Below are 12,535 nucleotides of genomic sequence, written 5' to 3' on the forward strand. Positions count from 1 at the left end.
GGAAAGCACTTTCCCCGTGAATTTGAACATGTGTTCTCTCCGTTGAACTGACGCCGTTGGACGCCTGCGATCCGGTATCGTTTTCATGTGACAGCCAGATGAAAGCTTTGTGAAACCGGCTGCTCGCAGCGCGAAAATTTAACTCTTTTTAACCGGCTGTAGCAATTAGCCATCACTTATTTTTCCGGCTAATTACTTTCCGCCATGTGTTTCATCCTTTCCCCCTTGGTTTGCCCTGATTTTCCAGATCAATTTTCAACAAGAAAGCCGTCTTACACCGTGCCGCCGATAGCGTTTTCAAGCAAGGTCAGGGCCGCCTTCTTGGTCAGCTTGACCGGGTTGCCGCCAGCGGTCGGATCGACCACCGCCATATCGGCGATCAGCCCCTTGCGCTTCTTGTCCATGTCGAGCCCCTTGATCAGGCCCGGAAGCGCATGCGGCACCTTGAGTTCCTTGCGCAATTTGATGATCGCCTTGGCGAAGCCGTCGAAGCCGCCCTTGATGCCGCAATAGGCGGCAAGCCGGCCGATGCGCTCCTCGATGGAGTCCCGGTTGAAGGCCAGCACATAGGGCATGAACACCGCATTGGTCATGCCGTGATGGGTGTCGTACAGCGCGCCGACCGGATGCGACAGCGAGTGGATGGCGCCCAGCCCCTTCTGGAAGGCGGTGGCGCCCATCGCGGCGGCGCTCATCATATGGGCACGCGCGACGAGATCCTTGCCGTTGGCATAGGCCTTCGGCAGGTTCTCGAAGACCAGCCGGACACCTTCGACGGCGATGCCGTCGGCCATCGGATGGTAACCCGGCGCGCAATAGGCCTCGAGGCAGTGGGCAAGTGCATCCATGCCGGTGCCGACGGTGATGAAGCCGGGCATCCCGACCGACAGTTCCGGATCGGCGATGACGATGGCCGGCAGCAATTTAGGATGGAAGATGACCTTCTTGGTGTGCGTCGCTTCATTGGTGATGACGCCGGCGCGGCCGACTTCCGATCCGGTGCCGGCCGTGGTCGGCACCGCGATGATCGGCGCGATCGCGTCGGAATTGGCGCGCGTCCACCAGTCGTCGACATCCTCGAAGTCCCAAACCGGCCGCGTCTGGCCAGCCTGGAAGGCGATCAGCTTGCCGAGATCGAGCGCCGAGCCGCCGCCGAAGGCGATGACGCCGTCATGCTTGCCTTTCTTGAACACCGCGATGCCGGCGGTCAGATTGGACTCGACCGGGTTCGGCCTCACTTCGGAGAAGACGCCGTAGGGGACCTTGGCATCGTCGAGGATCTTCAGGGTCGAGGCAACGACCGGCAGTTTCGCCAGGCCGGGATCAGTGACGAACAGCGGCCGCTTGATGCCGGTAGCCGCCAACACCTCAGGCAGTTCCTTGATGCGCCCAGCGCCGAAGCGAACGGTGGTGGGGTAGTTCCATTTGGAGATGAGCTTGGACATTTTTTGTCTTTCGAAAATCAGATGGCTTCGCGCAGGTGGAACGATTTCGGCCTGGTCAGGTTGTCGTAGCCGATGGCCGACAAGGCAGCACCCTTGCCGGTGTCCTTGACGCCGGTCCAGACCAGGGCCGGATCGAGGTAGTCGCAGCGGTTCATGAACACCGTGCCGGTCTCGACGCGGTTGCCGATCGCCACGGCATGCTCTGTATCGCGGGTCCAGATCGAAGCGGTCAGCCCATAGGGGCTGTCGTTCATCAGCGCGATCGCCTCTTCATCGTTGCGCACCTTCATGATGCCGACGATCGGCCCAAAACTCTCCTCGCGCATAACGCTCATCTGATGGTCGACTTGCGTCAGCACTTCCGGCGCCAGATAGGGCGAGCCGGCCTTGTCGTTGGCCACCTTCATGTTGATGTGCGCCACCGCGCCCTTGCGCAGAGCCTCGGCCTTCTGCTCGCGGATCAAGTCGGCGAAACGCGCCTGCGCCATCGGCCCCATCGTCGTTGCCTGGTCGAGCGGATTGCCGACGACATAGTTCTTGGTCTCGGCGATGAAACCCTCGACGAACTCGTCATAGACCTTTTCGTGCACATAGACGCGCTCGATGCCGCAGCAGCACTGGCCGGAATTGTAGAAGGCGCCGTCGACCAGATTGGCGACCGCATGATCCATCTTGGCATCAGGCAACACATAGGCCGGATCCTTGCCGCCAAGCTCGAGGCCGAGTGTCATGAAGGTACCTGCCGTCGCCTTTTCGATGGCGCGGCCACCGCCGACCGAACCGGTGAAGTTGACGTGGTCGATCTTGCCCGAACCGAGCAGCTTCTCGGTCTGCGCGTGGTTGAGCACGACATTCTGGAACACGCCCTTGGGCAGGCCAACCTTGTCGAAAGCCTGTTGAAAGCGCTCGCCAACCAGCAGCGTCTGCGCCGCATGCTTGAGGATGACGGCGTTGCCGGCCATCAGCGCCGGCACGATGGTGTTGACGGCGGTGAGATAGGGATAGTTCCACGGCGCGATCACCATGACCACGCCGAGCGGGTCCTTCTTCACATAGCGCCTGAAGCCGTCCTTCAGGTTGGAAGCCGGCACGGCCTTGAGCGCCGCCTCGGCGATCTCAACCATGTAGTTGGTGCGTTCCTTGACGCCACCGAACTCGCCGCCATAGCGCACCGGGCGCCCCATCTGCCAGGCGATCTCCGGCACGATCTCGTCGGTCATCGCGACCAGCGCTTCCAGCATCGCCAGCATGTACTTGCCGCGCTCGACGATCGGCGTCTCGGCCCATTTCTCTTGCGCCGCCTTGGCGCGCTCGACCGCGGCATTGATCGCCTGGTCCGTTGCCACGGGCCGCTCGGCATAGATCGAGCCATCAATGGGGGATTTGAGTTTGACCGTCTCGGTCATTTTGTAAGTCCTCGCATTCTACAACAAAATCTTATGGCTTGGCGCCGCCCCTCATCTGCCCGCCCTGCACCTTCGCCTCGTATGGTCAAGGGGAGAAGGGAAGTGCTCCGGCGCGGGCATCCCCTGCCCGTGTTTCACGGGAGGGGTACGGAGAGAGGCGGCGCCGACGTTCGCGAACTAGTTTAATACCGCTCGAACCCTCTGTGCAGTTCCCAATCAGTTATGCGGCGGTCGTATTCGAACTGCTCCCACTTTGCGGTGTGGACATAGTGTTCGAGCACATCCTCGCCGAGCGCCTGCTTGAGCATCTTCGACTTCGCCAGCGTCTCGGTGGCGTCGCGCAGCGTCTTCGGGATCTCCGGCAAACGCGACGCCTGGTAGGCATCGCCGACGAACGGCTTCTGCAGTTCCAGCTTCTCATCGATGCCGGCAAGGCCGGCGGCGATCAGCGCCGCAAAGGCGAGATAGGGGTTGAGGTCGGCGCCGCCGATGCGGCATTCCATGCGGATGCCCTTGGTGCCCTCGCCGCACAGCCGGAAGCCTGCGGTGCGGTTGTCCTCGCTCCACATGATCTTGGTCGGCGCGAAGGTGCCGGCCTGGAAGCGCTTGTAGGAGTTGATGTAGGGCGCCAGGAACCAGGTGAATTCCTTGGCGTATTTCAGCTGTCCCGCCGCCCATTGTTGGCCAAGCGTCGACAGCGTCCAGTCGGCCTTCTTGTCGAAGAACAGCGGCGTCTTGCCGTCGGTGCTCCACAGCGAATTGTGGATATGGCTGGAATTGCCGGCCAGCCCGTAATTGTACTTGGACATGAAGGAAATCGCCTTGCCTTCGGACTCGGCAATCTCCTTGGCACCGTTCTTCAGGATGACGTGGCGGTCCGCCATGTCGAGCGCTTCGGCATAGCGCACATTGATCTCTTCCTGGCCTGGGCCCCACTCGCCCTTGGAATTCTCGATCGGGATGCCGGCCGCTTCCATCTCGTTGCGAAGCCGGCGCATGACGCCTTCTTCCTTGGTGGTGATCCCGATCTGGTAGTCTCCGATGTAAGGCGAGGCGGTATCGAGACCCTGCCAGTGTTTCTYGCGGGCGGAATCGTAGGTCTCGTTGAACAGATAGAATTCGAGCTCGGAAGCGAAATAGCCGATATAGCCGCGCTCCGTCAGCCGATTGACCTGTTTCTTCAGGATGGCGCGTGGCGAATGCGGCAGATCGTCATGCGTGTGGTGGTCGAGCACGTCGCAGATCACCAGCGCCGTCTTCTCCAGCCACGGAATGCGCCGCAGCGTCGCCAGATCCGGCTTCATGACGAAATCGCCATAGCCCTTCGACCAGCTCGCCGCCTTGTAGCCGGGCACCGGCTCCATATCGATGTCGGCGGCCAGGAGATAGTTGCAGCCGTGCGTCTCGTCATGCGCGGAATCGACGAAATACTGTGCCAGGAACCGCTTTCCCGCCAGCCGCCCCTGCATGTCGACGATGCAGGCGAGCACCGTGTCGATCTCGCCGCTGGAGACCGCTTTCTTCAACTGATCGAACGAGAAATTTCCGGCCATTCCTTTGGCACTCCAGCGCTTGAGCTTTTGAACGGGTTAAACAAAACCATGGCCGGCGCGATGCCGGCCATGGCCAGGATGGTTGATGTCAGTGACCAGTTTCGCCGACGGCCTGTTCCGCCGCCTTGATGGCTGCCTGACGCGCCGCGATGATGTCGCCGAGCGGCGGACCCTGGAAGCGGTTCCGTTCGAAGGCGAACCAGACGATCGCCGTCAAGATGAAGAAGCCGACGGTGATGTAGAGCGCCCAATCGTTTGGCGGCTGGATGCCGATGACGAAGATCAGGATCATCGACACGATCGACAGGAACGCGAACAGCATGAACACGCCGCGCCCCATGTTCCACGGACCCATCTTGTCCCACTTCGGCGTGCCCCAGGCCAGCATGCCGAGCACGATCGGCACTGTGAAGGACAGGAACAGGAAGATGACGGTGCAGGACACGACGATGGTGTAGGCCGAGGTGCCGGCGACCGAGACCAGCGTCGAACCCCAGACGAACAGCACCGACAGGATCGACGCCGTCCAGATCGCCGCCACCGGCGTGCGATAGGTCGGGCTGACCTTGGCGAGTGCCGATGAGCCCGGCAGGCCGCCGTCACGCGAGAAGGCGAAGATCATACGCGAGGCAGAGGTCACGGTTGCGAGGCCGCACAGAAGCTGCGCGACGAACACGACGAGGTACACGAACTCCTTGATGCCGGGGCTGACGCGCTGGTCGAAGGCCCAGAAGAACACGTTCCAGCCCTGCTTGGCGGCGTCATCCATGTTCGGGATCATCAGCACGAAGGCGGCCAGGAACAAGTAGCCGAAGACGGCCGACCAGATCACCGACATGACCATGGCGCGCGGCACCGAGGAGGCTGCCTTGATGGTTTCCTCGGAGGTGTGCGCGGAAGCATCGTAGCCGGTGATCGTATAGATCGGCAGCAAGAGGCCAAGTGCGAACACCCAGGCATTCGAAACCGACGGCCAGACGCTGGCGCCGGCATCGCCGGAGTAGTTGTGGAAGGTGAACAGCCGGCTGAAATCCCAGGTCTCGGCGGAGAGAAGGCAAACGACCGCGATCAGGATCGAACCGAAGAAGATCAAATAACCCGAGAAGTCGGTCAGCTTCGCCGTCAGCTTGATGCCGAGATGATTGATCAGTGCCTGGGCGCCGGTGATGATGACCAGGAAGATCATCTGGTTGGTCAGCGTGCCCTCGATGCCGAGCGCCGGTCCGAAGGCACCGACGAAGAACGTCCAGGTGCCGACATTGATGGCGCCGAGCACGGTGATCAGGCCGAGCAGGTTGAGCCAGGCCGTGACCCAGCCGGTGCCGCGGTTGCCAAGGATCGAACCCCAGTGATAGAGGCCGCCGGCAGTCGGATAGGCTRAGCTGATCTGCGACATGGCGACCGCGAAGGTCAGTGAAACGAAGCAGCCGACCAGCCAGCCGATGCCGATGCCGATGCCGCCGGCGCCGGACGTTGCCTGGGCCAGCGAATTGATGCCGCCCGAAAGGATGCAGATGATCGAGAAGGAAACGGCGAAATTCGAAAAGCGGCTGAGGCGCCGCTCCAGTTCCTGGGCGTAACCCATGCTGTGGAGGGCCTTTACGTCCTCCGCCTTGTCAACTTCAGTGTAACCCGGTGCTGCCATTGGAAGTCCCCTGTTGGTTCTTAGCTGGCCGATTGAACTGACTTTCCGACTGAATGCGATCTGGTGTATCCGGCCTCCTGTGGCTCCAGATCCGAAAAAATGCCCGTGAGCAGATCCGCCCATTTCCGCTGCCCGGTCTCGCCGGCGATTTCGTCGTTGCGGATCTCGATCATCGCGCACGGCAGGCCGCGCGAACGTGCGTGGCGCTCCAGCGTGAAATAGACGCGGTCGGCCGGCGAATAGGGCTCATTGACGCCGACGGTGACGCCGGCAAGCCGCTTCAGCGCCCCAATCAAAGGCGACGCCAGCCGGCGGTCCTCGTCGTGAATGATGCCGATATGCCAGGGCCGGTTGCGGCCCTTGTAGATCGGCGTGAAGGAATGCACGGACACCAGGCGGGTTTCCTGCCCGCGCGCCAGCCTGCCGTCGACAATCTCCTCGATGGCGGCATGAAACGGTTGCCACGACAGCGCGACGCGGGCCGCGCGCTGCTTGTCCGACAGGCCGGCATTGCCGGGTATCGTCGTGGTCTCGCTGACCGGCGGCACCAGATCGGGCGCATCCAGCGGACGGTTGCAGTCGATGACGAGCCGCGAAATGCGGGTTTCGACCAGCGTCGCGTCGAGCGCCTCGGCCATGCGGCGGGCAACAGGCAACGCGCCGGGATCCCAGGCGATGTGACGGGACAGGTCCTCGGCGGCAAGGCCGAGCGTGCCGAATTCGGCCGGCAGGAAATTCGAGGCATGATCGCAGGTCAGCACGAAAGGGCTTGATCCGCCGGGGTTGGTCACCCTCACGGTATCAGACGATGCAAGGCTGGCGGGCCGTGCTTGCTCCATAGTCTGCCGTCCCCGGGGAGCGCTGTATCGTATGTTACGTATTTTGTCTCATTGCGTCCCTATGGATGATTTCATACAGTTTACCCGGTTTTGTCAAATGCGATTTCGGAAAAGACAGTGGACAGGGCCGAAGCATTTTGCAGCCAGGTGGAATCACCTGACGTCGCAAAAATGCGGCCAAGACAAACAGACGGAGCCGGATGGGTTTAGCCATTCCGGTCCGGGGGCGGGGGAAAGATGATTTCCAGCATTGCCGAACTGATCGCCGACCGCGTTGGCACGATGCCGGCCAGTGAAAGGCGCGCGGCCCAGACCCTGATCGCCAGCTATCCGATGATCGGCCTCAAGACGGTTGCCGAATTCTCGGCCGCGGCTGGCGTCTCGTCGCCGACGATCCTGCGCTTCGTTGCCCGGCTCGGCTTCCAGAATTACCCCGAATTCCAGTCGAGCCTGCAGGACGAACTGGCGGCGCAGCTGCAATCGCCGGCCATAAGGACGCTCAACCCGCCCTCGCCCGGCGGCGGCACCGCGTCACCGATGCTGGAAGCGACGCTCGACAATATGCGCGAGACGTTCAGGCACCTGTCCGACAAGCAGCTTGCCGACATCGCCGCCCGCCTTGCCGACCGACGCGGCAAGACCTTCCTGATCGGCGGTCGCTTCACCGATCCGCTGGCGCGTTACATGGCCGCCCACCTCGCCATCATCCAGCCCGAGGTCTTTCACCTCGCCGGCCAGGAAAGCATGTGGCGCGACCGGCTGATCGACATGGGCAAGCGCGACGTGCTGGTGATCTTCGACATCAGGCGCTACCAGGACAGCCTCCTCCGCTTCGCCGAAAAGGCACACCAGCGCGGCGTTCAGATCGTGCTGTTCACCGACCAGTGGCTGTCGCCGATCGCCCGCTTTGCCCGCCACGTCATTGCCGGACGAACCGCGGTGCCGTCGGCATGGGACTCTTCGGCAGCCCTCTTCGTCGTCGCCGAAACACTGATCGGAGCCGTCACAAGGCAACTGGAAGCAGAAGGCGCCAAGCGCATCCGCGAGATGGAAGGTCTGCGTTAGACCGTCAACGTTACACAGATTTAATGTGCGCTGACACTGGCGAGTTGTCATAAAGGCGCGATATCGGGGCGTCTTCTTGCCTTAGAATAGCCTCGCTGCGTCTGCTTCCTTTCGGGAAACCGGCAATGCATGTCGCTCAAAAGTGGCCCCGGTTTTGAGATAGCGACATGCATAAACAAAAGACCTAAAGCGCGTCACATGAATCCGTTTCGACGCGACGCGCTTTAGACGGAAGGATTGTTTTGCCTACCGGAGTGCCGATGGYCGCCTGGAAACAGATACTTTTCGCGCTTGTGGTGCTGGTCGTGGCTTCAGCCGCCTGGCTGCGCTTTTTTCCGGGCGCACCCGAGGTGCTGGCACGCTGGGGGATAGACTGGGTATATGCGGCAACGCCCCCAGCTGAAACCGGTGCCGCCAGCACGAAGCAGGCGAACGGCGGCAATGGCGGCAACCGGCGGGTGAACGTGGTCGCCCTGGCCGCCACTACGGCGACCATCAACGACCGCCTTCAGGCGATCGGCACCGGCCGTGCCAATGCCTCGGTGACCGTCAATCCATACAGTTCCGGCCGCCTTGCCGAACTGCTGGTCGAATCCGGCAGCCATGTCGACAAGGGACAGATCATTGCCACCCTCGATTCCGAGACCGAGGTGATCGCGCAGGATCGTGCCAAGCTCGTCTTACAGGACTCGCAGAACAAGCTCGACCGGGTGAAATCGCTGCGGGCTTCCAACGCAGCGACACCGGTCGCCGTCGCCGATGCCGAAGTGGTGCTGGCGGTCGCCAAACTGGTACTTCGCGATGCCGAACTTGCCCTGCAGCGCCGCTCCATCATCGCACCGATCGCCGGAACCGTCGGCATCCTTCCAATCGCCGCCGGCAATTATGTGACCAACCAGTCGGCGATCGCCACGCTCGACGACCGCTCCAGTATCCTTGTCGATTTCCTCGTGCCCGAACGCTTCGCCGCCGCCGTCAAGGTCGGCGCGCAATTGACGGCGACGCCGATTGCCAATCCCAGCAAAGCCTACACCGGCACCGTTTCGGCCATCGACAACCACATCGATGAAAAGAGCCGCACCCTTCTGGTCAAGGCCAAGATCGCCAACCCGGCCGATTCGCTGCGTGCCGGCATGTCGTTCGGCATCACCATGAAGTTCGCCGGCGAGACCTATCCGGCCGTCAGCCCGCTGGCGATCCTCTGGGGCTCGGACGGCGCCTATGTCTGGCAGATCGAGGACGGCAAGGCCAGGCGGGTCCCGGTGCGCATCATCCAGCGCAACACCGAAACCGTGCTGATCGACGCGGAGATCGACAGCGGCGACATGGTGGTGACCGAAGGCACCCAGAGCGTCAGTGAGGGCGGTGCTGTGCACATCGCCGGCGAAGAGCAGCGCGCCGAGGACGCCGCTCAAGGCTCATGACCAGCCCTGTCAACGCCGCCAGCGACACCGGCTTTACCGCCCTGTTCATCCGCAGGCCGGTGATGGCCTTCGTGCTGAACACACTGATCGCAGTCGCCGGCCTGGCTGCCTTCTATGGCGTCGAGATCCGCGAACTGCCTGACGTCGACCGCGCGGTCGTCACGGTCTCGACCGCCTTCGCAGGCGCGGCGGCCGAAACCGTCGACCGTGAACTGACCGACACCATCGAAGGCGCTGTCGCCCGCGTCTCCGGCGTCAAGTCGATCTCGTCGTCTTCCTCCTTCGGTTCGAGCCGCGTCACAATCGAGTTCAACGACGGCGTCGACCTCAACGTCGCCGCCTCGGACGTGCGCGATGCGGTCGGCCGTGTCGCCAACCTGATGCCGGACACGGCCGATCCACCGCGCATCGTCAAGGCCGACGCCAATTCCGACCCGGTGATGCGACTGGCGGTAACTTCGGACAACATGTCGATCCAGGACATGACGGTGGTGGTCCAGGACCAGATCGAGGACGAACTGGCCGCCGTGCCCGGCGTTGCCGACGTCCAGATCTATGGCTATCGCGACAAGATTTTCCGGATCGACGTCGACCAGAACAAGCTCGCCAGCCTCGGCTTCACCGTCGCCGACCTCAGGACGGCGCTTGCCTCAGTCGCTTTCGATTCCCCGGCCGGTTCGATCACCACGACAGACCAGGACCTGATCGTCCGCACGACAGCGGACGTGACCACGCCCGAGGAATTCGAAAACATCATCATCGGCGGCACGACGCGCATCCGCGACGTCGCCACCGTCACGCTGGGCCCCGATGTCGGCCAGACCACGCTGCGTTCGGACGGCAAGACCGGCATCGGCATCGGCATCATCCGCCAAGCGGAATCGAACACGCTGGACATCTCGACCGGCGTTCAGGCCGCCGTCGCCAAGTTGCAGGAGAACCTGCCCAAGGGCATGTCGATCAAGATCACCAGCGACGACGCGGTTTTCGTCAACGGCGCGGTGCACGAGGTCGAGATCGCACTCGGCCTGTCCGTGACCATGGTGCTGATCGTCATCTATGTGTTTCTGCTTGACTGGCGCGCAACGCTGATCCCGGGACTGTCGATGCCTGTTGCCATGATCGGCACCATCGCCGCCATCTATCTGGCCGGCTTCTCGGTCAACATCCTGACCCTGCTCGCTTTGGTGCTTGCGACGGGACTGGTCGTCGACGACGCCATCGTCGTGCTCGAAAACATCGTGCGACGACGCAATGAAGGCATGGGCCCGCGCGCCGCCGCCGTGCTCGGCGCTCAGGAAGTGTTCTTCGCCGTCATTGCCACGACTCTGACGCTGGCCGCCGTCTTCGTGCCGATCTCGTTCTTGCCCGGCCAGACCGGTGGCCTTTTCCGCGAATTCGGCTTCGTGCTCGCCATGTCGGTGCTTTTGTCCTGCGTGGTGGCGCTGACGCTGTGCCCGATGCTCGCCTCGCGCATGCTGTCGAGCGCCTCGCTCCACCATGACAGTGGCCACGGCATCGGCGCTCGCATCGGCGGCGCGCTGAATTCAGCCTACAAGCGCGCCCTGCACGCTTGCCTCGACGCGCCATGGATCGTGCTTCTGGTCGCGGTGCTGTTTGCCGGCACCGCCTTCGCGCTGTTCGGCACCATCCGCCAGGAACTGACGCCGACCGAGGACCGCGCCGCCGTGCTGTTGCGCATCAGCGCCCCGCAAGGTGTCAGCCTCGACTACACGACGCAGCAGATGCAGAAGATCGAGAAGCTGATCCAGCCGATGCGCGAGTCTGGCGAGATCCGCAGCACGTTCGAGAACGCCGGCCAGAACGGCTCCTACAACTCAGGCTTCATGGTGATGACGCTGGCGCCGTGGAACGAGCGCAGCCGCAGCCAGCAAGAGATCATGGCCGAGATCAGCCAGCTTACCAAACAAGTGCCGAGCGTGCGCATCTTCCCGGTGCAGCCCAACAGCCTCGGCATTCGCGGTGCCGGCAACGGGCTGCAGTTCGCCCTGGTCGGTAATAACCGCAAGGCGCTCGGCGACGCGGCGGTCAAGATCATCGCCGGGATGCAGAAGGACCCGCGTTTCCAGACACCGCGCCTGTCGATCGATCCGACGCAGCCGCAACTGGCCGTGGCCATCGACCGCGAGCGCGCCTCCGACCTCGGCATCGACATCACCGGGATGGCCAACACCTTGCAGGCCATGCTCGACGGCAACGACGTCGTCGACGTCTATATCGCCGACCGTAGCTACGGCGTGAAGCTGGTCTCGACCACCAACCCGATCAACGACCCGACCGACCTGGAGAACATCTTCCTGAAGACATCAGACGGCCGCTTCGTACCGATGTCGACCATTGCCACGCTGACCGAGCGTGCGGTGCCGCCGTCACTATCGCGCGAGCAGCAGCAGCCGTCGGTGGCGATCACCTCCAACCTCAACGGCGATTTCGCGCTCGGCGATGCGCTGACCCGCGCCGAGGAAATCGCCACGCCGCTGCTACCGGCGGGCAGCCGCATCCTGCCGCTGGCCGAGGCGGCAACGCTGGGCGAGACCAACAGCGGCATGGTGACCATCTTCGGCTTCGCGCTCGTCATCATCCTGCTGGTGCTGGCCGCCCAGTTCGAAAGCTTCGTCAGCGCCGTCATCATCATGGCCACGGTGCCGCTGGGTCTTGCTTGCGCCATCTTCGCGCTGCTGCTCTCGGGCACCAGCCTCAACGCCTACAGCCAGATCGGCCTGGTGCTGCTGGTCGGCGTCATGGCCAAGAACGGCATCCTGATCGTCGAATTCGCCAACCAGCTGCGCGATCGCGGGCTTGGCGTGCGCGAAGCGATCGAGCAGGCCTCGGTCATCCGCGTGCGGCCGGTGATGATGACGATGATCTGCACCGTGCTCGGCGGCTTGCCGCTGGTGCTGGCGAGCGGCGCCGGTGCCGAGGCGCGCGTGGCGCTCGGCTGGGTCATCGTCGGCGGACTGGGCCTTGCCACCGTCTCGACGCTGTTCCTGACGCCGGTCGCCTATCTCTTGCTGGGCCGCTTCGTCACGCCGAAGACCCATGAGGAAGCGCGGCTGAAGCGCGAGCTCGAGGAAGCCGCCTATGCCAATGTTGAACCGGCCGAATAGAGAAATCCCAAGAAAGTGTGTCGCGGTTTT

At 62.8% G+C, this 12,535-nt stretch carries 8 protein-coding genes; 3 read left to right on the plus strand and 5 right to left on the minus strand.

The window, feature by feature from the left end; all coding sequences use genetic code 11:
• Nucleotides 1-272: 272 nt before the first annotated feature.
• The 5 genes from ACXJ7R_RS02095 to ACXJ7R_RS02115 all read right to left on the minus strand — a co-directional run bounded on the left by ACXJ7R_RS02095 (nt 273) and on the right by ACXJ7R_RS02115 (nt 6,888).
• Entirely contained in the window at nt 273-1,445 is a 1,173-nt protein-coding gene (locus ACXJ7R_RS02095; RefSeq protein ID WP_457150359.1) for an iron-containing alcohol dehydrogenase, read from the minus strand.
• A 17-nt stretch (nt 1,446-1,462) separates the two neighbouring features.
• Nucleotides 1,463-2,851 (minus strand): aldehyde dehydrogenase family protein, encoded by a 1,389-nt coding sequence (locus ACXJ7R_RS02100; RefSeq protein ID WP_457150360.1) that lies wholly within the window; start codon nt 2,849-2,851, stop codon nt 1,463-1,465.
• Between the two features lie 182 nt (nt 2,852-3,033).
• Nucleotides 3,034-4,404 (minus strand): glutamine synthetase family protein, encoded by a 1,371-nt coding sequence (locus ACXJ7R_RS02105; RefSeq protein ID WP_457150361.1) that lies wholly within the window; start codon nt 4,402-4,404, stop codon nt 3,034-3,036.
• Nucleotides 4,405-4,492: 88 nt separating this feature from the next.
• Nucleotides 4,493-6,049 (minus strand): amino acid permease, encoded by a 1,557-nt coding sequence (locus ACXJ7R_RS02110; RefSeq protein ID WP_457150362.1) that lies wholly within the window; start codon nt 6,047-6,049, stop codon nt 4,493-4,495.
• A 20-nt stretch (nt 6,050-6,069) separates the two neighbouring features.
• Nucleotides 6,070-6,888 (minus strand): N-formylglutamate amidohydrolase, encoded by an 819-nt coding sequence (locus tag ACXJ7R_RS02115; RefSeq protein WP_457150363.1) that lies wholly within the window; start codon nt 6,886-6,888, stop codon nt 6,070-6,072.
• Nucleotides 6,889-7,125: 237 nt separating this feature from the next.
• Here ACXJ7R_RS02115 and ACXJ7R_RS02120 point away from each other — a divergent pair, with 237 nt between their 5' ends.
• The 3 genes from ACXJ7R_RS02120 to ACXJ7R_RS02130 all read left to right on the plus strand — a co-directional run bounded on the left by ACXJ7R_RS02120 (nt 7,126) and on the right by ACXJ7R_RS02130 (nt 12,505).
• Nucleotides 7,126-7,953 (plus strand): MurR/RpiR family transcriptional regulator, encoded by an 828-nt coding sequence (locus tag ACXJ7R_RS02120; RefSeq protein ID WP_457150364.1) that lies wholly within the window; start codon nt 7,126-7,128, stop codon nt 7,951-7,953.
• A gap of 260 nt (nt 7,954-8,213) precedes the next feature.
• Nucleotides 8,214-9,377 carry an efflux RND transporter periplasmic adaptor subunit gene (locus ACXJ7R_RS02125; RefSeq protein WP_457150365.1) on the plus strand — a complete coding sequence of 388 codons (1,164 nt, stop codon included), beginning with the start codon at nt 8,214-8,216 and terminating at the stop codon, nt 9,375-9,377.
• Complete coding sequence (locus ACXJ7R_RS02130; RefSeq protein WP_457150366.1) at nt 9,374-12,505, plus strand: efflux RND transporter permease subunit; 3,132 nt, start codon at nt 9,374-9,376, stop codon at nt 12,503-12,505. Before ACXJ7R_RS02125 ends, ACXJ7R_RS02130 begins: the two co-directional genes overlap by 4 nt.
• Nucleotides 12,506-12,535: the final 30 nt, after the last annotated feature.

The sequence above is a fragment of the Mesorhizobium sp. P5_C1 genome (genome assembly GCF_054049815.1).

Excerpts from the sequence above, each read along its gene's own strand:
- ACXJ7R_RS02095 (WP_457150359.1), bottom strand. The coding sequence starts at position 1,445 with ATGTCCAAGCTCATCTCCAAATGGAACTACCCCACCACCGTTCGCTTC.
- ACXJ7R_RS02100 (WP_457150360.1), bottom strand. The coding sequence starts at position 2,851 with ATGACCGAGACGGTCAAACTCAAATCCCCCATTGATGGCTCGATCTAT.
- ACXJ7R_RS02115 (WP_457150363.1), bottom strand. The coding sequence starts at position 6,888 with ATGGAGCAAGCACGGCCCGCCAGCCTTGCATCGTCTGATACCGTGAGG.
- ACXJ7R_RS02120 (WP_457150364.1), top strand. The coding sequence starts at position 7,126 with ATGATTTCCAGCATTGCCGAACTGATCGCCGACCGCGTTGGCACGATG.
- ACXJ7R_RS02130 (WP_457150366.1), top strand. The coding sequence starts at position 9,374 with ATGACCAGCCCTGTCAACGCCGCCAGCGACACCGGCTTTACCGCCCTG.